The sequence below is a fragment of the Mesorhizobium sp. M0563 genome, from assembly GCF_040321065.1.
In the GTDB taxonomy this organism is placed as follows: Bacteria; Pseudomonadota; Alphaproteobacteria; order Rhizobiales; family Rhizobiaceae; genus Mesorhizobium.
Window position 1 is genome coordinate 1 of record NZ_JAMYQV010000042.1, and the last position, 20,663, is coordinate 20,663.

Consider the following 20,663-nt stretch of genomic DNA (forward strand, 5'->3'; position numbering starts at 1 on the left):
CCCCCCCCCCCCCCCCAATTTTAACAAACACCCCCTCTCCCCCCCGCTCGGCTCTGGCTCCGCGGGGGTGCGCTACTAACATTAAACATACTTATTTTTAACCCTTTTTCCCCCCGCCGCCCCCCCCCCCCCCCCCCCCACAGCATATTCCTTGCGTCAGGGGCGCAAAATCAGGCGGAGACGGCGGCCGGAATGGCGCAGGAGACGCCGGTTCCGTGCAGGCCGCAATAGCCATAGGGGTTCTTCGCCAGATATTGCTGGTGGTCTTCCTCGGCGAAGTAGAATTCCGGCGCCGGCGCGATCTCGGTGGTGATCTTGCCGCGTCCGGCACCGCGCAGCGAAGCCTCGTAAGCATCGCGCGAAGCGAGCGCCGCCTGGTGTTGCGCGTCGTTGAACGTGTAGATCGCCGAACGGTAGGTGGTGCCGACATCATTGCCCTGGCGCATGCCTTGCGTCGGGTCGTGGCTTTCCCAGAACAGCTTCAAAAGCTCGGCATAGGACACGATCTTCGGATCGTAGACGACGAGCACGACTTCGGCATGGCCGGTGAGCCCGGTGCAGGTTTCCTGATAGGTCGGGTTGGGCGTGACGCCGCCAGCATAGCCGGCCGCCGTGACCCAGACGCCATCGACCTGCCAGAACAGGCGCTCGGCACCCCAGAAACAGCCCAGCCCGAACATTGCCGTCTCAAGCCCTTCGGGATAGGGACCCTTGAGCGGCCTGTTCGAGACGAAATGCTTCGATGCCGTCGGGATCGGCCGGTCGCGGCCGGGCAACGCCTCGGAGGGCTTCGGCAGGTTGAGCTTCTTGTTCAGCATATCGCTGAGAAACATGTGCGATTTCCTTTTCTTCTTGCTTGAGCCTTCCCCGATCCGGGGAACGCTGGATCCGGGAACGCAGGAATTTTAGGTCGCGGCGAACCGCCCGCTGGGGCGCTGCCGCCTGTAGCCGATGGCATAAAGAACGAAGGCCAGCACCGCGAACACGGCAAAGCCGGGCTGGCTGAGCACCCAGGCGATGGCGCCGTCCCACAGCAGCGGATTGAGCTTGTCGCGGACGAAGCTTTCAAAGGCGCTGCGCGTGTCCGGCGAGACGGCGAGCCAGCTGGTGTTGAGCGGCGTCATCACCAGCGCCGAAGCCGCCACCGACCGGGTCGCGTCGAGCACGGCCATGATGACCGAAACCGAAAGCGCGACCATTGCAGCGAGACGAAAGACGAAGCGGAACATCCAGACCCTTCCTCCCCAGGAGTTTATCGGAATGTCGTGTCGGACTGTTAAATAGGATTTACCTGCTTCGTCTGCAATCGCGACACGCGAAGTTGAACTTACGCCGGCGGCTTGCACCTGGGCCGGCTGACGAGCCAGACGGCGAAGACGCCGCGGCCGACTGGTTTGTAGGCGCCCAACGAGCACACTGATGCCATGGGCTGAGCATCCCTATCCGGCAAAGCGAATAGAGTGTCTTGGCATTCGGCACCGGATCGACTAGATGAGCCCCGCGCCTGTTGCTTTGACGGCTCGGGTGCGGGGAAAGGGTATCCGCTGGTTGACGGCGCCCACGGCCGGAATTCCGGGCCGGAATCCCAAAGGAGATGCATCTCCCCAACCCGCACGGCGAAACCGGCCGCGTCGAAGATGCTAAAAGGACGGAGAGGTGGCCGAGTGGTTGAAGGCGCACGCCTGGAAAGTGTGTTTACGGGAGACCGTAACGCGGGTTCGAATCCCGCTCTCTCCGCCAGTTCAGAACTAATCCCATAACTAGCTGGTATTGCTGGCTTTATTTTGGAGGGTCCACTTTGCGGTGCCCCAAACCGGTGCCCCAATATTCACTTACACCAAGTCGGTGATTTAGCTATCGTCCCCATTCGGAATCGGGGTTTGGGGAGAGACATGTCAGGATTCTCAAAGCGCTGGGCGGGAGCCCTATTCGGAACCAACACAGGCAACGTCTACTGCGAGTTGGAGGGCGCTGACGCCAATCTCAAGATACGCCTCCGTGTGATGGATCAGCTGTTCGGCCTTGCGATCTACGAGGGGGACGGGAGCTTTGATGGTTCGTCCTTTCGCTTCACGGCAAAGCCTATACAGGCTGAACCAAACGTCAAGACGGCTCCGATTCGAGCGAGTGGGGAACTGAACTCAAAAGGCTCTATTGCTGGCGATTGGGAGTCGGAGCTTGGCACGGCAGGGACATTTCTCCTTCATCCGCATGACTCGGCCAGCACTGGCGAAACCGCGAATGAGCTTACGGAAACGCTTCATACAGAGAACAGGCCCCTTGGTGCCATTCGCTTATTCCGGTCCGATTTTCAGGAGCTGGTGGCCGCCATTCGCAAAGACTTCAAGGTTGGCCAGTTGTTCATAACATTCAACGAGAGGAAGACCCAACGAACTATGCCCCTTGAGCAGTTCCTTGAGGCCAGCAAGAACCTTCCGAAAATCGACTATCTGCGGGTGAACATCCAAGAAAAGGAAACCGCCAACATCAATCGCGTGGCCGTCGTGGAGTTGGATTCTAAGGGCGAAAGCGCAATCCTGGTGCAGGGGGGTCAGGAGTCGTGGGTGCGCGGCGAGGCCGACTTTCTAAAGTCAGTAGTAGACCGTGGCCTTACGAGAACCATCACCTCAATCAAGAAGTTCGGGCTGAACATCAACGGGCTGCTCCTGATTGTCGGGATCGCCGCCCTCCCTGAGTTAACGTTCGGCAGGCGGCTGGTGTTTCTGGCGATGTTGTTTGCCATCATAATTGCGATAATGGAGCTGCACAAAGCTTTTGTGCGCAATGCGATGATCTTCATGAACCAGGAGCGCCCACGGACCCTAAACGTTTACTCGGAGCAGGCAACATCTGTTGTGATCGCCACAGTCGCCGGTACTCTCGCAGCGGCGGCCTATGGTGCTGTGAGCGGGAAGCTTGTGCTTGCTTTGGCGGCAATCGGTGGGTTCTTCGTAGTGACCCCGTAAGCGTTGCCGCCATCCGGTAGCCCTAGGACGAGGGCCTTTCGGCGCGTCAGGGTCGCGTTCCCTTGAGCGCCTTCCCGCTCGATTCCAGCATGCACACCGCACCGGCTAGGCAGGAACCGGCCACCCAAGCCGGGATGAGCCAATCGGTGAGGCCACCGGAGCCAAGCATCCTTAGGAATACAATCAGGGCCGCGATGCCTAGCCCCAGGTTGATGCCGTAGACCACCACAACCACAAGCCATCGGGGCACAGGACGAGCAGCATTAGCGTCTGTGGCCCACATGGCCAAAAGCGCGATCCCTGTTGCCATCGATTGCGTACCTGGGGTTTCGGTGTAAAGGTCGTTCCTGACATCTTGGGGGGTGGCGATTATGCGGAATGCCTGCGTCGCTATGGCGGCAATGTTGACGATTAGCGGTTGCGCGATGACGCTGCCGGTCAAGGGGCAATCCGGCGACGGCTCGGAGACCTTCACAGGGTCCGCAACAGGCCAAATCGATGGAGCCGGAACGCTGTCGATAGTGAGCAATAAAGGCCGTACCTGCAAAGGTGACTTCGTGTACATAACCAACCGTGAGGGCAGCGGCACGTTCACTTGCAGCGACGGCCAGAGCGGCCCCTTCACGTTTGTCTCGACGGGCACGCGCGGCACTGGCTCGGGGACACTTGGCGGCAAGCCCTTCACCTTCTCGTTCGGATGAGCGGCGCTGCCCCACGCTACACACATAGTCGGCTGACGCGCGGCTTTATTCTCGGCGGGCTCGGATATCTGATCGGCCTCAGCACGGGCGTCGCGGCATTGGGCAGCGCGGTGAGCGGCGCGGTCGTCTTCGGCCCCATTGGGTTCGTCATCGGGTGGTTGCTGCCGGCCAGATGGACGGGTGCGGAAGCGCCGCCGACAAGCTCAGTACTTACCGCAGTGCAGGCCTCGATTGGGGCAGTGCTAGACCCCGTTGAGCAAACTGCGGCACCGCCCAGTGACTTTCAGCGTGTCGAGGATTCCTTGAACGAGATGATCCCCATTGTCGGGCGCGTCCTCTGCTCCGTCTGGAACCTGGAGATGCGGATGCTGATAGCGGTCGGCCTCATGCGCTATTTTGTTCGCCACGGCTGGCTGCTGTTCGGCATCGCCGTCTTGCTGCTCGCGGTGGTGTTCCCTCTGGGGATCGTCTTCACGGTCACAGGGGTTGCCGCAATGAGCTATGGCGCGGAGGCCGCCAGCAATTTCATCATCGACCTCAAGCGCCCTGAGGTCTGATCCTCTTGCTGGGGCGTCCAGTCCGCATCCCGCCGCGCCCTGAGGCACTGCCCCCAAAAGACCGAACAGGGGGACGCATTTTCCGTACGCCTCACCCTTCGCGGCTAGCCGGTGCTGAGCCGTCTTGCGGCATAGGAGGATCAAACAACCATGCTGTGGGATGATACAAATCCCGCAACAAGGATGAGTCGCCATGGAGACGGATGATATTGCTAGCCTCAAGAGGACTGTGAAGGGTGCTCTAATCCTCCCGGCCCCAGGCGTTGTGTCTAGTGCTGATCTGGTCGCCATGCCAGAGGATCAGTGGCGAACACTGAGGAACCGAATATCGGACGGGCACAACGGAGACCAAAATGGCCTTGAGGCCCGTTGCATGTTTCCGGGATGTGGTGGCCACGTGTATGTCTCCGAGAGGGCGAAAGGAAAAGGGCGTAGGCGATATCCCTACTTCGCTCACCGGCAAGGCGAGGGTCTCGGGTGTCCTTGGCATCCCCGCTCCAAGCTGACTTCAGATGAGGCCCGTGCGGCACAGTACCAAGGCAACCAAGTGTCGGCGGCCCATGAGTTCATCTGTGCCGAGCTAGACCGTTTGTTGCGGCGGGATGTGCGGTTCCAGGCGGTGGAGATCGACAGGACCTATGTGGCCGGAGACCAGGGGCAGCGGGGTCGCTATCCCGATGTCCGCTTCAGGTGGGAAGGCTTCCCGGAGTGTGTCTGTGAGGTCCAGCTCTCCAACACGTTCCAGCCTGAAATCTCCGAACGGGGTATCTTCTATGAGGGCAAGGGGATGCCGCTCATCTGGGTATTGCACGGCGTGGAGCCGCGTCTGGACAACCTTCCGTCCTCGTTCCGGGATGTCATCCTGAGACACAAGAACAATGCCTTTGCACTGGACCGGGAGGCTATCGCTGCGTCTGAAAGCGAAAACACATTGATACTGAAGTGCTTCCTTCTCGACAAAGGCGGGTCGGTGGTGGAGACCCATTTGGTCCGGTTTGATGCGCTGAGATTTCCGAATAGAGGCCTTCCGTATTTCCGCAACATGCTCCTGCCGGACATTGGGTCCTTTCGCGCCCGGAGGCTGCCCTGGATCGATGCATTAAAGGAGCTGAAGGAGGAGACGGACGGCAACTGGTATACGAGCAATATGGCAATGCCTCAGGTGGTTCGGGCGTTCGACGCGTTGCCCAGGCCTATGGTAGATGCAGAGGATCGCTATGATTTTGCGCGGCTGGTCGCAATCACCATGACGCTCCTTAGTGAAGCGGGCGGGCACTATCAGGACCTTGTATATCGCCAAAAGCCTAACGCTACTGCGGCCCTCAACACCTTCCTCTCGCGTGGAGGTCCCCAACAAGGGTGCGCTGAAGCAATCCGAACCCTAGTCGATAGGTCACCTCTTGCGGGCAAGCTCAAGCCTACAGTGCGGGAACACATCATGCGGGCGATAGCCGCAGAGCCAAACCAAGTGCGTCCCCGCCATCCGTTCTACGATGCGTTGTCCTGGTTAGTTCCTGAGATATTCGATGATGTCGTGCGTGAAGAGTTGGAAGTAGGGGAAGCTCTTCCGGGGTGGGCTTCGGGACGCGCTCGTTAGGATGGCGAAGGAGACCCCCTGGACTGCATGACGGGCGGTCACAAGGTGGCCATAGTGCGAGAGGCGGTGGAGGTCCGTGTGGGGAGGGACTGGGTGGAGGGCCTGATTGAGGATTGGCTTCCCCTCCCTCCTCTACCAAGTGGAGCCACCGCCAGTCTTTCCGGTACTCGGGGCAGTCACTTTGAGCACTACCACCCAGCGGCCCGAACGGGGCCATCTGGTAGCCGGGCCGATGAAGGCGAGGATCGCAGGCCCTCTTACCTCAGGCCTCTTGGCGCTGCGAACGCCCCCTAAAAAGGCCACCAGGGGGCCACTCCTACACCATAGGGGGGGAGTTATCGAAATGTCGTGCTCCTGCGCTGCTTCTGGCCCAGCCCATGGAACCAAAACACCGCCCTCCCGTTCGACTCGCCAGCTTTGGGGATTGGCGTGATGCGCGACGAGCAGTTTGACGTTCCTGTGACCATCGAGACCGAGCGCACCGGGCGCTACTTCACGGTAACCCGAACTGCCCAAGCCGCGAGTTTCCTCGTTGAACGCTGGCCGGCCGAGAAGCGCGGCCCAAAGTACCGCTCGGCCCTCAAGGCGATGATGGACGTTATGGAGCAGCGAAAGACCGTAAGTGTCGCCCGAAAGGCATTCGTCGGGGCCGCCAAGGAGGCAGGCGTCTTCGTGCGAGAGGACTAGAGCCCCTTGACGATCACTCCATGTCCGGCACGTCGCCACCCACAAAGAGCGTCGTAGGTTCTCCATACTCGCCCAAGGCCGGGTTAGCATCACGCGACCACGCGATGACGCCGGCATGCTTACCCGCTAGGCCCTTCGCGATCCTTATCGCCCGGTCCTCGGTCTGCTGCTCGGCAGGCCCAAAGACAGGCTGAAGGTCGCCGGTCTCATCGCGGTCGAAGGCCGTGACGACAATGAGCTTCGGGGCCTTCCGCTGCGGCAGCATGTTATCCGACATGATGGTCGCCTTTCCGCTGGACTAAGAGCCGGTTGAAGTTGAGCGGTGCGCGGGGAAGTATCTCAGCCATCTCGAATAGAGGTATCATGGAAGCTTCCGGCTCCGGTGCTTTCTGGTTCTCTTTTAACTCCGTGATTTCCTCGTCACGCCTAGCAATCCGACTTTCCAGATTGGCGATGCGTTCGGTTAGCAAGTAGCGGCCGACCACAAAGCCACCGCCTCCGAACAGCGCGGCGAACGTCGCAAAGGCAGCCGGGTTAGCCAGCACCAGCGCCGAGTTGGCCTCTAGGAAAGCGATGAGGTCATGCATGGGCAATTCGCCGCGTCACGCTGCAAACAATTCAAGCTGCCGGTCGTCGTGCGGCGGATCGTAGTAGCCCGGTGCCCTCCGCTCGGCGTATTCCTCGGCAAGCCTGTCGGGCTCATAGTGGGCGACACGCAAGACGGGGAGGATGCGCTCCTCATAGAGATCAAGCTCGTCGTCGGCCAGCTCCTCCAGGTCGCGTCCGGCCAGCTTGTGGGCAACGCCGTCCTCGCGTCGGTTCTCGCCGAAGTGGCCAGCCTTGCGAAGCTCCGCAAGCACCTCAAGGCAAGCTTCCTCAAAGGTCTCGCTCCACTCGTCCGCGCTATCGTAGCCATCGGGTGGCACGGGGTCCGTTCGCGCGTCCACAGCTATCATCCCAAGACTGGTGGCGTGTCGTCGTAGCCGATGGAAACTATCCCCGGATGACGGTGAGCGATGGCGAGGATTTGGGTCTCAAGCTCGCAGTTGTAGGCCATGAGCGCCTTTACGGTCTCAAGAGGGCTGTCGTAGCGGGCGATCAGTTTCTCTGCCTCCGAGTGCAGTTCGGCCTTGGCTTCGGCGTCCAGGTGCATGATGCCCATTGCGGTCTCTCCTAGCGTGTCGCACGGCGTGGTGCAGTGAGCGCGTCGAGGCGGTCCTGGAGGTGGCCGTTGAGCACGATCATCTCCTTCAGTGCCTTCACTGGGTCGCCCTTGTGCTGGGCAATGAACTTGTCGGCGATGGCCTGGAGGGCGGCCTCCTGGCGGCTGTCCAGCGTCACTATGTGGTCCATGGCAACGTCTCCACGAGCTTCATAGCGCAGTGAACAAAAAGAGAACATAAAAGTCAAGAGCGAATTGACTCGGCGAGGAACTCATTCCTATTTTTGGGGCCATGCCGGAACAAAGCAGACGACCGCGCCGCCTTGTGCAAACCCTATGCAAAGCGCATGAGGTCGGGCAGCTAATCCGCGTCCGGTGCATCAACTGCAACATCACGCGCCACTATCTGCCTGGAGACCTCGCCAAGCTGGTCGGGGACATTCCGTTTTGGGACGTTGACCGGCACATGCGCTGCGAGCGGTGCAAGCGCCGCGAGCTTGACGTGGATATCCTGCTGCCGAGCGCATCGGAGGGGATGAAGATACGCGTGAGGCGGCTTGTTGAAATTCGCATGGTGCGACGGGTGATCTGGAGTGACGATAGCTGAACGCCGCATTCGTACCCAAGCGAGCGCTCGATGGACTATTGGCCTCTGGTCGTAGTGCCAATGATGTCTCTGTCTGTGATCTCGAAGTGTCTCGACTCAAGCCCCAGCTCGTCGCCGAGCAGTCTCGCCATGGTCAGGAGGCGAACGAAGCAGTCGAAGCCAAAATCAAGGGCGTCGTCGTGTGTCCTCAATTCTACGAAGCGCTTAAGCTCGTCAAGATTGCTACGGAACGAGAAACCTACTGCCGTTCCTCGCTCTATTTCTCTTAGCTTCGCCATGTCGTCGTAGAGCGGATACACGGCCCGTAGAATTGGCCCGAAAAGACCGGTTTCCTCCCTAAATAGAACACTGTCAGCCGTTACCGGATTACTGGTTCCCATGCAGTGAAGGGCCACGGACCGATAGGTGGACATTCTGGACAGGAGCAAGTCTCCATTTTGCTCATCGAACATTGATGCGTTCACTAGTTGTGCAAACGCGGATTGTGTATTGGCAAGAACCTTGATTTTGAATTTCTTGGTATGAAGCAGCGCCTCATCGCCAAACAGCACCCGAAACGCAACGGCATTCACGGCGTCGCGCAGGGCGTAAAGGCCATCGAGCAGTGCGCCAAATTCACCGCCGATATTGACGGTATGCTTGTCTCTGACGAGATGGCCCTTCTGGGGTGGACTCTCAGCCAAGGTCTCCAGGAACATCGAATATGCAATGAAGAGCTTCTCGAAACGCCTAAGACACGTCCTAATCTGAGTGGTGAGCCTTCTTACATAACCTTCTTCGAGATATTTGCCTTGCTCGTGAAAAACGTGGCTAACGCCTGACCAATAAAACTCTTGACTGAAAGCAACACACTTTCCATCTGGCCCGAAGGCACGCAGAGCGAGATTGTCAGAGATTGGGTCCAGCAGTTCGTCGTCATCGTAGCATTTTGTCCGAGCGAGCACACGGATGTTGCTGTAGTCAAAAAGTGTTGCTCCGATCTTCCTACCATTCAGGCTAAAATGCGCTTCTCGACCCGGCTTAATGCCAATGACCTGGCATTTGGCCCCCGCGTCGACAATTAGCTTGATGCCTCCGCTTAACCGGAAAAGATGTGCAGGTGGCGTCAGCTCATACTGTTTCGGGTCAATTCCGCTATTGTCTTCCATCGCCCCCTCAAAGCGCTGACCGTAGCTCTTTTGCCTTAGAACAGCGATCCCTGAGTTGGCGGTGGTGCCTGTGCCTGCTGCGGAAACTTGATCTGCGTGGCGGGCTTCTTGACAATCACGAGGGCGTCATCCGGTGCGGTGCGCTGTAGCCGCTTCGCCTCAGACCAGGGGGCGGTCAGCCACGTCTCCGTCTCCTCTTGCGTCCTCAGGATCACAGGCATTGCCTTCTCGTGGATCGGCTTGATGAGGGCGTTGGGAGCGGTTGTCAGGAAGCCGTAGACCTCGTGATCGCCTGGACCGTCCTTCACCTTGCGCACCCCCTGCCAAGGCGTCCAGAGGCCGGCAAAGAAGAAGAGCGGGCGGTCCTCGTTAAGGGCGAACCAGTAGTTGCGCTGAATGCCAGTCTCGGGGTCCTTGTCGTTCTTTGCAGGACTGGGTTCCGCAAAGCTTGTCACCGGCACAACACAGCGATGCTCGATGTCCAGATACTGCTGCCAGTGGTCATAGCTCGGGTGGCGGATGTTTGTCCTGCCGTAGTCCGCCTTGCCTGTTACCTGGCTGGGCTCCGTAGGCATCCCCCAAAGCAAGCTGGCAATCTCGCGCTCTCCGTCCAGGGCGTTGCGCACCACAGGACCTGGGAGGCGGTTTGGATAGATGTCAATGGACGGCTCAAGGTTGCCCAAGATGTCCCGCAGGGCGCGGGTCCACTGGCGGATGGCCTCTTGCGAGGTGGTGATGTTGTACAGATTGCACATGACTCAACTGGCGTCGTTAAGGCCCTTGTTGTGATATCGCGCCTTCTCAGGCTCGATGGTAAAACCTCCGCCGCTCACCCTGCTTGCCGTATTGTAGCGGTGGCAGAACTTCGTGAAACGTTGCATTTCGAAACCATCCGTATACCAGACGCCGCCCCAGACGTAGATGTAAGTCTTCGCACCCACAATCGGCTTTGGTGGAGGAGCGCCCTCATCCGCACCCCGCCGCACCTTAGCTCCGGGATGGACCGATCCTATTAGTTCCGCCGTTTTCGCGTCCACGGGGAAAGTCGCCAAATTGCGGTCGGTTGAAACCAACATCTTAACAGAGAGTTTCACATCCGTCGCAAAGACGTTCCCAACGTTCTCAAGCTCAATGTACCCAATGATCTTCGGTTCAATGCGTTTCATTCGCAACACGCCCGCAGGAGCCACGCTCAAGTAGGCCCGCAATTCGCGTTTGCTGGTTTCGTCACCTTGTTTAAGAGCCGCCGTAGCCGTTCTGTTGGCCTTGATTGACAACCACAAAGTAAAGACGAGAGCTGCTATGCCGACCGCTGACAACCAGACTTGCCACCATGCCGCCGTTGCCATCGACATCTGGACTTGTAGATTTTCCGTTGCGTCTTCTTCTGCAACAAGCGGCCCAATGGCCATCCAAAAAAGCAGCATCGCAAGGCCGCACTTCGCCGCCACCGCAGAAGGTCGAATGCACCGAGCCACGTTTCCCCCTTAAAACTCCGGCACCGTCTTGTCTCTGCAACTAAACTTGCCGTCCGTCCCCGAGTCTTTAATGTTCGCGTTGTAGAAGCGGCCCTTGGACTCCGCCGCTAACAGGGCGGACACGGTGCCTTGGTCAATCTCGCAGTAGTGATACCAGACCTGCTTGAGGCGGATCAGCATATAGGCATGCTCCGCGTTGTAGCAGACGCGTTTGACCACACTGCTATCTAGCTCCCCCGTGCATTCGAACTTGGCGAGGTCCACGAGGCCACGGTACTTCACGTCCACCGGCTCAGCCAAAGCCGACCCCTGAGCCCCGGCCAATAGGATCAGTGCCAGCCTGGCCGCCGCCATATAGCCCACCAGGCCGCCCCTTAGCGCCTCCCGCAACGGAATCGCCCTGCCCATCCTAATTCCCTCCTCCCTCAACGGCAGCAGACCTTGCGGACATAGGTGTTGCCATAAGTCATGTATGCGTCGTCAGGAATAGCGCCCCGCGCTTTGAGTTCTATCGCGAGGTTCTTGGCCATCACCTGATCGAATGTCTCTTCGAGGGTGACCGCAAACCATCCATTTGTCGCAAGATAGGCCGCCAGTGGGACGGGGGCGGAACGAACATAGGCGGAAGCATCGGCCAGGTTGTCGAAGCTTTTGACCTGTATGTGGCGCTGCTCAAAAGGTCCGCTTTCATATTGGTCCACATAGACCCATGTGTCGTGCATATAGCCAGTCTGCCCGTGGGCCTGCACCCGGTACCAGCGGGCCACACTTCCTAGAATGGTGACCGGGCTCCCGTTGCGGAGATTGACGAGCGTCGCCGACTTTCCATCCGCTAGAGCCTTCAGCGGGGCCGCCCCCCTAGGGTGCCGAATGCGACCGGAGTGAGCCTGGGGAACCGTGAGTGACGAATATTCAGAAGCCGGCGGCAAAGAGGCAACGGTCGGCTGTGACGGCGCTGGCTGGGGCGATGGCGGCGGAGATGGTAGCTGGATTGCGACCGGCGGCTGGGCTGCTTCAAAGTCCAACGTTACGACCTTGTATTTCGCCATCTCGCTCTTGGAGAGATAGCGTACATCATCACTGTCATATTGCAGGGAAAGCTGAAGCAGAGCAGGGTCCACGCCCATCTCGATCATATAAGTGATGGTCTCGGCGGTAACTTGCTGGACAACGGAAACGGCATCCTTGGTGCTTATCGGGATGTCGCCACTGAACGACGATTTGTGAACTCCAATTGCACCCGGCTCAGCGTAGCGCACGACGCCACCAAGGAACGCAAGAGAACAGGCTGAAGCACACTCGACAGCCCTGAACTGAGCTGTGTTGAGGCCCAGCCTGCGAATGAGGCGACCGAGCTCCATTGCCTTTTGGATGTTGCCACCAGGTGACTGGAATGTGACCGCGACCGCCGCATTGGATAGTGCCAGCGCCTCGAAGACCGACAGATCGTCCTGATAGGCGAAATCACCCGATACGAAGATGTAGCGGAGTCCGGCATCGGTCTGCCCGGCATGGAACTGCAATGCAGCATGCGCCGCCGTAGCTCCCAGCAGCACCGATGCAGTACATAGCAGGACGCGAACAGAAAAGACGCGAGACATGGCCCAAGAACCCCCAAAAGCAGCCTAACGCTGGAGCATGAGGCTGTCGAATCCTCGTTGTGGAATTGGTGATAGCAACCTTAAGTTCATGCCTTGATCACGACCGGAAGCGGAATGCCGGCAATACCTTGGGACGCATCAACCATGGCGGTCGTCGCCTGGTCGGACCTAGAGCGCGGTACCATGATCCCGTCATGCATCGGTAAGGCGGGAACGCCCTGCTCCATGAGCGTGCGCAACGCCACCAGCAGGATGCGGCTCTCGGTGAACATGAGCCTGAGGCCAAGCCCTGTTCCGAACATGCTGGCGATGGCCGGATGACGTTCCGCCAGGGCTTGGCTGAGCCGTTCGGCGTTCCATCCTTTGCCGGCGGCCTCCCGGACCCCGCTGGGCAGCCGTCGCATGGCCCCACGGCGACAGAGCAGCGCGGAGAGACCCATCTTGGCTGCGGCCCTCGGCAGGCCTTCAATGCCCCCGTATGGATCGCCCCGGGGCAACACCGCGCCGGCTTCCAGGTAAGCCAGTTGCGGGAACATGGCGGTGAAGTCGAGGTCCGCCACCTCCTCGCCATTGATCCGTATGAGATGCCGCTGGGTCTTTGGAAGGCTCATCCAAAAGCCGCCGTAGAGCCGCCCGTGCCGGTCGAAAGTGTGGGGTGCGTCGGGGTGCTCAACCTGGAAGCGACGCGTGAGGAGGATGGGGAGCGGTGGCGGGCTGCCGTCTAGCGTAAGGTCGGCCTTGTTTAGGAACGCATTGATGGCCTGCATGTCCGCCCGCATGACCACGGTGTCGGGGGTGTCGGCGTAGTCTAGGAGAAGCTTGCTCCGGCCCCTCCCGGTGGAGGCCTTGAGGATAATGGTCTCGGCTCCCGTCTCCCGCCCAATCGGCCTCGCACCAAGCTCCAAGCCGGCCACTGTGTCACGAAGGCGAGATGTCGGCTCGATTGTGGACCGATGATTGCCTCGCCCGCCGCGCTGCCGGGTGACGAGACCCAAGGTCTCCATGCTGCCTATGAGTTTTGTGACCACCTCGCGGGGAAACCTGGGGCGGTCGTAGCGGGTAGTTGGGTCGTTCCTCGCGGAGACGGCTAAGCGGGCACCCGCTGGGCGGTGGAGCAGCAGATGAGCGAGGCCTGCGATGAGGTTCTCTGTGATTGCCCTCCGGCGCTCCGTGGCGTCCCTGCGCTGGCGGGATGGCATGGGGGAGTTATGCTCGATGTGAGCGAAGACGGCGGCGGCGAGAGCTTGGAGGGCAGGACATGCGGGGGTCAGCCAAGGGTCATGGTGTATGTCGCTTCCTGGAGCCTGCTCCTCGTCGGTATCGTTCGGCTCTGCTTCTGGGATCATGGCCCCTCCACGGCTATGGTGAAAGGCCGCGGAATTTCGCATGTCACGACTGCCCCCAGCGCCAGGTCGCCAAATGACGGGTTAGTGGAGCGTTGGTAGGCCAAGCCTGCGACTCGGGCCGCCCCCTGAGCGATTGCGGTAGCCTTCCCCAGCCGGTTGGCGGCGCTCGGTCTCGCGCCGGACTGATACGTCCAGGCCCCTTCGTCCTGGCGGAGGGCGATCTCCCGGAGGACCTCATAGCCGGCGAAGGGTTTACCCGATGAGGTCTCGCCCCCACGCCGCATTGCGGCCCGGATGTGGCCCGAGGGTCCGATGTAGGCTCCCAACTCAGCATGAGCCTGCACGAAGACTTCCAAGTCGGCCGGCACCATGGCCAATAGGCGTCGGACGCCCAGGGCCAGCATCGGGACGCCTGTCGTTGAATGCCCAGCGCCCCATAAGACGCCCTCCTTGCCCTGTCCCGCCCAGACGACGCCGTAGGTGCCCAATGGGAAACTTCCCACCGGTGGGATTTTCGTCCAGGGCTCGTGCCAAGCGGCAACCGCTGCGGAGATTGCATGCGGCGAGTTGAGTTCTCCGGGGGAGAACCCGTACTTGGAAGCTGTCATGTCGCCGCTCATTGCTGGGCCTGCCCGTAGGTGAGGGCCTCCAGCAGCTCCCTTGCGCCAGGCTGCCCTTCCGTCCTCGCCTTTCTGTTCGCCTGCACGGCACCCCGAGCTTCCATCTGCCGCTTCCCGATGATGGGTTGCAGCTCGACGTTCTCCTGGAGGAACACCTTCTTGGCGGCCTCGCGGTAGCGCTGGACGATCTCCCCCAGCTTGTTGAGCCTGGTGCCCTTCACATCGGAGTCACCGTCTGGGAGGTCCTGATAGGGCTCCGACTTGATGAGACCCGCGAGGACCTCCTTGAGGCTCTTCTGCCCTGGGATGTGCCCCGACAGCTCCTGGAGCCGCTGGTAGGCGTTCTTGCCGTCCTTGAGTGTGAGTTCTCGAAGGTCCACGCCCTGGAGGTCTGTCCCAGGCTTGCCGATCCCGTGGTCCGTCTGGAGCATGATGCGGTTGTGCTCGGCCTCCACGATGTCGTTGTCCTGGGAGTCCGTGAGGCCCACATGGCGCTCAATCGGGTCACCCCAGACATCCATGGAGAGAGGCAGCGTCTGGGAGAGCCCAGGGACGCCCCGGATGGCATTGTCCACGAAGGTCCGCGCCTCACGGAGGTACGGGTCGGGATTGGCACCGCGCATCAAGGAGGACATCGGGAGCATTGAGCCCGCCGTCCGCCCCAGGAACTTCGGAAGCTCGGTCTCAGGGTCAAGGGCGGCCTTCAGCGAATTGTTGAGGTTGAGGAGAAATGTCTTCTCGCCCAGGTTCTTGGCCACCGCCACGGCAACCGCCATGATTAGGTTCGAATAGTCCTGGTCGGGGTTCTTCTTCTGGAGTGCCACGATGTCAGCGACGAGGCCCATCACGGTTGCGGCGGGGTCGAACCTTCCGAGCTGGAAGTACTGCCGCTTGCCGTCTGCCCCCATCCGGGTGACCGAGTAGGGCTTCCATCCGGTGGAGAGAAGCTCCTGCTTGAGCACGTAGTTCTCAGGACCACTTCCGGTGAGGGAGTCGTTGGCCGCCAAATGAGCCGCGAGGCCCATGAACATGGACCCCATAGCCATCTGGCCGATAGCGTGGGCCTGGGCCTCCTGGCCGGTCCTCCCGAAGAGCGCGTTTCGGAACTCAGTCTGGAGGACATTCAATCCCGGCGTGAGCTTCATGCCATACCGGATGACGTTGATGGGGGTCTTTACGAATGGCAGCACGAGGGCCAGGATCGGTGCCGTTCTTCGAGCGCTTTGTACGGCCCGCCCTAGCGCAAATCCGGGAAGCGTCTCGTAGTTGAGGTCCTGCTGGAAGGTGGTCATCTGGGCTTCCCGCACGGCGTTGGCATCAAGTGCCCTGCCGGTGGCCGGATCGATGGCCTTATCCATGGCCTTCTGCACGTAGTCCTTGAAGTCCTGGCCGGAGAGCCCGACGTCAGCTGCATCGGTGGCCGCTTTGGATTGCACCACGGCCCTGTAGCGGAGTGTTTTGAAGAACTCGTCGGCCCCGCCCAGAGCCCGCGTAGGCAAGCCCACGATGGTCCTGTAGTTGGCCGACTGCCAGGCGTTGTGCGCCACGTCCCAGATGCTGTTCCATGGCTTCCACTGAAGCGGTTGCGTCTGGAGGCCCGTCATGCTGCCGTCGAAGAACTCGGTGTTCTGCGGATTGAGGATGGAGTCGCCCCGCCTGAAGGCTTCGACCGCATTGGACCAGCCGTCCGCGAGGGAGGTGATCGCGTAGTGGTACTCCCGGAGGCCCTGCCTGGAGAGAGAGGACAGCTCCGCCCTCTTCCCTGGGTCCTTGGTGATGAGCCGAAGGGCCGCCGACCCAAAGACTTTCTCGGTAGGCCTTGCGGCCAGCATGAAGGCGTTGGTAGTGAGGTTGACCATGTGGGTTGGCCACATCCAGAGGAGGCCGTTGGTCAGGTGCCAGGTGGCCTCGTCTAGGACGCGCTTGCGCCAGTTCTCGTTGAGGAGCATGGCGACCTTCTTGGGATCGCCCCCGGCCTTTCGCATCACCATGATGACCTGCTCGGGGTCCATGCCCCTGAGTCGCGCGATGTCGGCGGGCCTGAAGCGAAACTGGGAGCGAGCGAAGCGCAAGGTACGCCCCGAGTTGGCGAGCATGGAGTTGGCCGAGGCCATCGTGTCGAACGAGACCCCGAGCCGCGCCATGAACTCCTGGGTGGCGAGGGCGACGTTGCCCCCGAACTCCTGGAGGTTGCCGTTAGCAATCCTGCTGGCCAAGTCGTCCGCGTCGTTGAACATGCGGTTGCCGAGGCGGAGCGCGGCCTCCATCTGAGGAGCGAGAAGCTTGGCTTTGTCGCCGGCCTCCGCGAGTTGCCCGAGGATGAGCGCCGGGTCCTCATTGAACTGGAGGCCCAACTCGTTGGCGAGAGACCGCACATGCTCGTCCGTCAGGACCTTGCCACCCTTGGCGACGTTAAAGCGGTCCTCCAAGACCTTCGCGGATCGCTGGATAAGGGACTCCACGTTGCCGGTGATGTGAAGCTTTTGCCAAGGCAGGGGAATCTTCTTGCCAAAGTTGTGGCCGGCCTCCTGGGCCTGTGCCCTGGAGCCATACGTCTCGACGGCCTTGGCGTCCGCCTGGGTGTCCTTAAGTATCTTTGCAAGGTCATCGTCCGGTATCTCCTGGGTGGGAGTGGCCTTGGACGGCATCTTCTCGGTCGGGAGGAGGGGCTGGCCGGTCTCGGGGTTGATCGGTGGCTTGGTGCCGAGCTGCTCGATGGTGTCTTCGGCGGGGCCAGGAGCAACCTCCTCGGCCTTGGTGGGCCTGGACCCTTTGGTGACGGGTGCCTCACGGGGTGACTTGGGGATCTCCTTCCATATACCCAGGCGTATCTCTTCCTCAGGGTTGACGTTCACCTCGGGAGCCCGCACTTCGCCGCCGACTGAGGGCGCATCTGGCAGGCCGAACTCGTTGGCATTGGCCAGACGGGCCTTCTCCAGCGTGGCGATCTCCTTCGTCGCCGCCGCCTTGTCCCCATTGCGGAGGTACTTGATGACACGCACCGCGCCGACCAGGGCTAGGTCCGCGCCGATGGACTCCAGGGCATTCTTGAAGCGGCCCTCGGCGTGGGTGTCATCGGGGTCGGCCGCCAGGTAGTTGGTGACGGGGTTCTGGAGGTCAGGGAACTCCTCGACGAGGTTCGACAGGCGGTCCTCATGCGGGTCGAGGACGGTGTAGCCGGCGATTGCACCCTTGGCGATCTCGAAGCCCGTCTTAAGGATGGCGCTGCCTTCGGTGTAGGCCTTCAGGGGAGCCAGGAGCTTGCCCGCCCCGATGAGCCCCACGGTAAGTTGCGAGACCCCTTCGGTCAGACCGTAGCCGACGCTCTCGTTGGACAGCGCCCGGCCTTGCGCCTCGAAACTCTGCCGAATGTCCGCCTTATCGGTCTCCTTGGGCTCGCCAACTAGGAAATCCTTGGTCTCGAATAGCGCCTTGGAGGCACCGATGGACGCGGCTCTGGCGGTCCTCTCGATCACTCCGGCCCCGTCTGGTCCCTCTTGCTGCTGGAGGGCTATGCGGTCGCGGAATGCCCGGTCGCTTGCCGGGTTGCTGGGGTCGGCTTGCCTTCGTGCCTCCAGCTTGGCGGAGACCCTCTCGAATGCCCTGCGGATGCGGGCCTGCTCGTCGTCGGCTGGTACGGGTGGGGTCGTGGTGTCCATGCTTCGTGTCTTTCCATAGGTGGGCCAAGCGGTGGCCATCGAGGCTCCGGCTGGGCGGGTGAGTGGTGGCGAATCGGCACTGCTGCCGGTTGGGTGCTGGTGGTGAGGAATCTTGACGCACGGCCATACGGGCCATGGTGAACTCCATTGGGCGGGCCTCGGTGAGATGGTTGGGACGACCTTGGGAAGACGTGGTACGGGCGCGAGGCGGCGCTTATTGCTGCTAAAGGTGGATGCAGCCTAGATGGAGGGCATCACGCCCAGGCATCGAATATGGGTGGCTGTGATTGGAATGGTCCACCGATACGATCTCTCGTAGATAGGTATTTATTCCTCACAAGAAGAGTCAGCGCAGCGATCGAATGACCGGGGGCCGGCTATGCCGCCTATCAAGTACGAGGTCTATTGCCGAGCGCCGCCCGGCTGGCCGCTTATCAAGTAGGTGGGCTATCCCCAGCTACCCAGCTCTTCAAATAGACGCCGATTGCCGAACCCTGCCTAGCTGGGCCGCTAATCAAGTAGGCGCCTTATTCAATTTGCTATGAGCCGCCGTCCAGGATGAACTCGATTTGCGAGAGGAGCCCCCGCCCGCGCGGCGTCAGGTAGAATATCTTCTTGCGACCGTTGTCGGAGTTCCGCACCGTCCCGACTAGCCCCAGGCCCGGTGTGCCCTCGCGGTAGCCGTGGCCAAGATACCGCATGTGCTGCGAGATGGTGGTGGGCGAGAACCCCAGGCGATCTGCGAGGTCTTCTAGGGTAAGCGGGTCATTCGGGTCTCGCGGGTCGAAGCCCCAGATGGCGGCCCCGAGGAACGCCACCGAGATACCTATGGGCATATCCTTGGCCTCGGCCATCATGCGGCGGTTGGCTTCGAGATATCTACGGATTGTCTTACTCGACATCACACACTCACGCTCTCTTTGGGGCCGGCTCGGGGATGGCCTGGCGGCTCGCTACGGGTGAGGCGGATGGGCACCGGCACCGGGGCCGTAAGAGGAACTGACCTCATCGCGAACCGAGGTGACGTGCGACAGCCAGCCCGTTAGGTCACTCCCGGCCCTTCGGTCGGCCAGGAAGGCGCTCACCTCGAAATGCTCCAGGCAGTCCAGCGCGAAGGTGATGGCGATATCGGGGTCCGCAAATGCATCGGCTGATGCGGGGAGGGACGGCAGGCGGGCAGGCGTCAGGCTGGTCATGCGCAGTCTCCGATTGGGGTTGCGCCGCCCAGTATGGCCATAATGAGTCGCCGATCAACAAGTATAAACTGTGCAGGTTCGTAGTGTTGTCACGCGCACAGTTATCGAGTGTCTGGGCCACCGCCGCTCCTGTTCTTTAGGCCGTCCTCAGAATGCGGAAGACACTTGCCCTCCCGATCCCCAGCTCCTGGGCGATGGCGTCGGCGGTCTTGCCCTCGGCCTTCAGCCTGATGACTTCGGGGGCCATGCGTCGCGCCGTGGGAGCCCGCCCCTTGTACTTCCCCTCGGCCTTGGCCTTAGCGATACCCTCAAGTTGCCGCTCCAGCATCAGCTCCCGTTCGAACTCCGCAATGGAGCCTAGGAGGTTCACCATGAGCTTCCCCGTTGGGGTTCCGGTGTCCAGGTTCATCGAGAGGATGCGGAGGGCCACGCTCTTGCTTCGGAGCTGCGCGGTGATGCCCACGAGGTCCGCCACGGAGCGGGCCAACCGGTCGAGCTTGGTGACGATGAGGGTGTCGCCCTCCCGCACGTAGTCCAAAGCCCGCTCAAGCTCCGGTCGCCTGGTGGCCACGGAGGACAGCTCCTCGCGGAACACCTTTGCGCAACCCGCTCCGGTGAGGTCCCTGAGCTGGGCATCAAGTCCTGCCCTCTGGTCGGTGGTGGAGGTGCGGGCGTAGCCGACGAGATGCCCGTTCGATGTGGCGGTCGATGTGGTGTGCTCCGGTGCTTGCATGGCGGCTCCCCTTCGGATCATTAGACCCTCTGAGGATGTGATCCGTCCGTATCAAAAAGTCAATCCACATTCGTGTGAGACTCCAAATCGACCTTTCTGAATGACTCACTGGGGCTAGGCCTATTGATACTGCGGGTTTCGCCCGGAGCTGCCCGTCGAGTTTCTCGCAGGACGTATCATTATATCTTTGACTTCAGTGATACTTCTGGTACTGTGACTTGTCTCGACCACATCAATCAACCTGAAGGAAACAGCCATGTACGACTACGCCAGCCAGACCCCGTTCCAGATCAAGTTCAACGATGCAGAGCAGCGCTTCGCAGCCGATCACCTTCAGGGCGGCGAGCTTGCCGAATTCCAGTCCGATTGGCGTAGGGCCCGCGTGACAGGGGTGCAGTTCTGGCTTGACACCGTGGCGGAGCGGAAAGGCCTCCCCTGCCGCTGGCATGTCGCCGCCTAGTGATCCGCAGGGAAGCCATGAAAGCCCCAGTGAAGCCGCTGGGGCTTTTGCTGTGAGTAGGGCCGAGGCGCTGGAGGTGGAGGCCGCAGGCCGAGGCGCTGGAGGTGGAGGCCGCAGGCCGAGGCGCTGGAGGTGGAGGCCGCAG

The 20,663-nt window shown here is 60.9% G+C and carries 24 protein-coding genes and 1 tRNA gene; 7 read left to right on the forward strand and 18 right to left on the reverse strand.

Going from position 1 to position 20,663, the window contains the following annotated elements; all coding sequences use genetic code 11:
* Nucleotides 1-170 precede the first annotated feature (170 nt).
* Complete coding sequence (gene msrA, locus NKI50_RS30190; protein ID WP_023719003.1) at nucleotides 171-833, reverse strand: peptide-methionine (S)-S-oxide reductase MsrA; 663 nt, start codon at nucleotides 831-833, stop codon at nucleotides 171-173.
* Nucleotides 834-905: 72 nt separating this feature from the next.
* Nucleotides 906-1,229, reverse strand: coding sequence for a hypothetical protein (locus NKI50_RS30195; RefSeq protein ID WP_023719002.1), 324 nt, complete (start codon nucleotides 1,227-1,229; stop codon nucleotides 906-908).
* Between the two features lie 421 nt (nucleotides 1,230-1,650).
* Between NKI50_RS30195 and NKI50_RS30200 the strand changes: the two genes are divergently transcribed.
* A tRNA-Ser gene (locus NKI50_RS30200) sits at nucleotides 1,651-1,740 on the forward strand.
* A 152-nt stretch (nucleotides 1,741-1,892) separates the two neighbouring features.
* Nucleotides 1,893-2,966 (forward strand): hypothetical protein, encoded by a 1,074-nt coding sequence (locus NKI50_RS30205; RefSeq protein WP_352718611.1) that lies wholly within the window; start codon nucleotides 1,893-1,895, stop codon nucleotides 2,964-2,966.
* Nucleotides 2,967-3,012: 46 nt separating this feature from the next.
* On the opposite strand, the gene NKI50_RS30210 is transcribed toward NKI50_RS30205, so the two are convergent.
* Nucleotides 3,013-3,408 (reverse strand): hypothetical protein, encoded by a 396-nt coding sequence (locus tag NKI50_RS30210; RefSeq protein WP_352718614.1) that lies wholly within the window; start codon nucleotides 3,406-3,408, stop codon nucleotides 3,013-3,015.
* Here NKI50_RS30210 and NKI50_RS30215 point away from each other — a divergent pair.
* The 4 genes from NKI50_RS30215 to NKI50_RS30230 all read left to right on the forward strand — a co-directional run bounded on the left by NKI50_RS30215 (nucleotide 3,392) and on the right by NKI50_RS30230 (nucleotide 6,508).
* A complete protein-coding gene (locus NKI50_RS30215; protein WP_352718617.1) occupies nucleotides 3,392-3,667 on the forward strand; it encodes a hypothetical protein in 276 nt (91 codons plus the stop codon). The genes NKI50_RS30210 and NKI50_RS30215 overlap by 17 nt on opposite strands.
* Nucleotides 3,664-4,224, forward strand: coding sequence for a hypothetical protein (locus NKI50_RS30220; RefSeq protein WP_352718619.1), 561 nt, complete (start codon nucleotides 3,664-3,666; stop codon nucleotides 4,222-4,224). The genes NKI50_RS30215 and NKI50_RS30220 overlap by 4 nt, the downstream gene beginning before the upstream one ends.
* Before the next feature lie 547 nt (nucleotides 4,225-4,771).
* On the forward strand, nucleotides 4,772-5,821 hold the full coding sequence (locus NKI50_RS30225) for a competence protein CoiA family protein (protein WP_352718621.1): 1,050 nt from the start codon (nucleotides 4,772-4,774) through the stop codon (nucleotides 5,819-5,821).
* A gap of 432 nt (nucleotides 5,822-6,253) precedes the next feature.
* The gene (locus tag NKI50_RS30230; protein WP_352718623.1) at nucleotides 6,254-6,508 is read left to right on the forward strand and encodes a DUF982 domain-containing protein; all 255 of its coding nucleotides are present in this window, start codon (nucleotides 6,254-6,256) and stop codon (nucleotides 6,506-6,508) included.
* Between the two features lie 13 nt (nucleotides 6,509-6,521).
* Here the strand turns inward: NKI50_RS30230 and NKI50_RS30235 are convergent, their stop codons facing one another.
* The 15 genes from NKI50_RS30235 to NKI50_RS30305 form a co-directional block, all read right to left on the reverse strand.
* Complete coding sequence (locus NKI50_RS30235; protein WP_352718625.1) at nucleotides 6,522-6,785, reverse strand: hypothetical protein; 264 nt, start codon at nucleotides 6,783-6,785, stop codon at nucleotides 6,522-6,524.
* Nucleotides 6,775-7,095, reverse strand: coding sequence for a hypothetical protein (locus NKI50_RS30240; RefSeq protein ID WP_352718628.1), 321 nt, complete (start codon nucleotides 7,093-7,095; stop codon nucleotides 6,775-6,777). Before NKI50_RS30240 ends, NKI50_RS30235 begins: the two co-directional genes overlap by 11 nt.
* A gap of 15 nt (nucleotides 7,096-7,110) precedes the next feature.
* Nucleotides 7,111-7,455: a hypothetical protein gene (locus NKI50_RS30245; protein ID WP_352718630.1), complete on the reverse strand. Its 345-nt coding sequence runs from the start codon at nucleotides 7,453-7,455 to the stop codon at nucleotides 7,111-7,113.
* A gap of 5 nt (nucleotides 7,456-7,460) precedes the next feature.
* Nucleotides 7,461-7,670, reverse strand: a complete 210-nt coding sequence (locus tag NKI50_RS30250; protein ID WP_008872291.1) for a hypothetical protein — start codon at nucleotides 7,668-7,670, stop codon at nucleotides 7,461-7,463.
* Between the two features lie 11 nt (nucleotides 7,671-7,681).
* Complete coding sequence (locus NKI50_RS30255; protein ID WP_352718633.1) at nucleotides 7,682-7,861, reverse strand: hypothetical protein; 180 nt, start codon at nucleotides 7,859-7,861, stop codon at nucleotides 7,682-7,684.
* A 451-nt stretch (nucleotides 7,862-8,312) separates the two neighbouring features.
* Nucleotides 8,313-9,425, reverse strand: a complete 1,113-nt coding sequence (locus NKI50_RS30260; protein WP_352718636.1) for a hypothetical protein — start codon at nucleotides 9,423-9,425, stop codon at nucleotides 8,313-8,315.
* A gap of 35 nt (nucleotides 9,426-9,460) precedes the next feature.
* On the reverse strand, nucleotides 9,461-10,180 hold the full coding sequence (locus NKI50_RS30265) for an SOS response-associated peptidase (RefSeq protein ID WP_352718638.1): 720 nt from the start codon (nucleotides 10,178-10,180) through the stop codon (nucleotides 9,461-9,463).
* Nucleotides 10,181-10,183: 3 nt separating this feature from the next.
* Entirely contained in the window at nucleotides 10,184-10,852 is a 669-nt protein-coding gene (locus NKI50_RS30270) for a hypothetical protein (RefSeq protein WP_352718640.1), read from the reverse strand.
* A gap of 60 nt (nucleotides 10,853-10,912) precedes the next feature.
* Nucleotides 10,913-11,311 (reverse strand): KTSC domain-containing protein, encoded by a 399-nt coding sequence (locus NKI50_RS30275; protein WP_352517702.1) that lies wholly within the window; start codon nucleotides 11,309-11,311, stop codon nucleotides 10,913-10,915.
* Between the two features lie 17 nt (nucleotides 11,312-11,328).
* Entirely contained in the window at nucleotides 11,329-12,504 is a 1,176-nt protein-coding gene (locus tag NKI50_RS30280) for a hypothetical protein (protein WP_352718643.1), read from the reverse strand.
* Nucleotides 12,505-12,590: 86 nt separating this feature from the next.
* A complete protein-coding gene (locus NKI50_RS30285) occupies nucleotides 12,591-13,271 on the reverse strand; it encodes a hypothetical protein (RefSeq protein ID WP_352718646.1) in 681 nt (226 codons plus the stop codon).
* A 1,195-nt stretch (nucleotides 13,272-14,466) separates the two neighbouring features.
* Nucleotides 14,467-18,129, reverse strand: coding sequence for a hypothetical protein (locus NKI50_RS30290; RefSeq protein WP_352718649.1), 3,663 nt, complete (start codon nucleotides 18,127-18,129; stop codon nucleotides 14,467-14,469).
* Nucleotides 18,130-18,668: 539 nt separating this feature from the next.
* Nucleotides 18,669-19,031, reverse strand: a complete 363-nt coding sequence (locus NKI50_RS30295) for a hypothetical protein (RefSeq protein WP_352718652.1) — start codon at nucleotides 19,029-19,031, stop codon at nucleotides 18,669-18,671.
* A gap of 51 nt (nucleotides 19,032-19,082) precedes the next feature.
* Nucleotides 19,083-19,325, reverse strand: coding sequence for a hypothetical protein (locus NKI50_RS30300; RefSeq protein ID WP_352718655.1), 243 nt, complete (start codon nucleotides 19,323-19,325; stop codon nucleotides 19,083-19,085).
* A 136-nt stretch (nucleotides 19,326-19,461) separates the two neighbouring features.
* Nucleotides 19,462-20,058, reverse strand: coding sequence for a recombinase family protein (locus tag NKI50_RS30305; RefSeq protein ID WP_352718658.1), 597 nt, complete (start codon nucleotides 20,056-20,058; stop codon nucleotides 19,462-19,464).
* A 256-nt stretch (nucleotides 20,059-20,314) separates the two neighbouring features.
* Here NKI50_RS30305 and NKI50_RS30310 point away from each other — a divergent pair, with 256 nt between their 5' ends.
* Nucleotides 20,315-20,518 (forward strand): hypothetical protein, encoded by a 204-nt coding sequence (locus NKI50_RS30310; RefSeq protein ID WP_352451823.1) that lies wholly within the window; start codon nucleotides 20,315-20,317, stop codon nucleotides 20,516-20,518.
* Nucleotides 20,519-20,663: the final 145 nt, after the last annotated feature.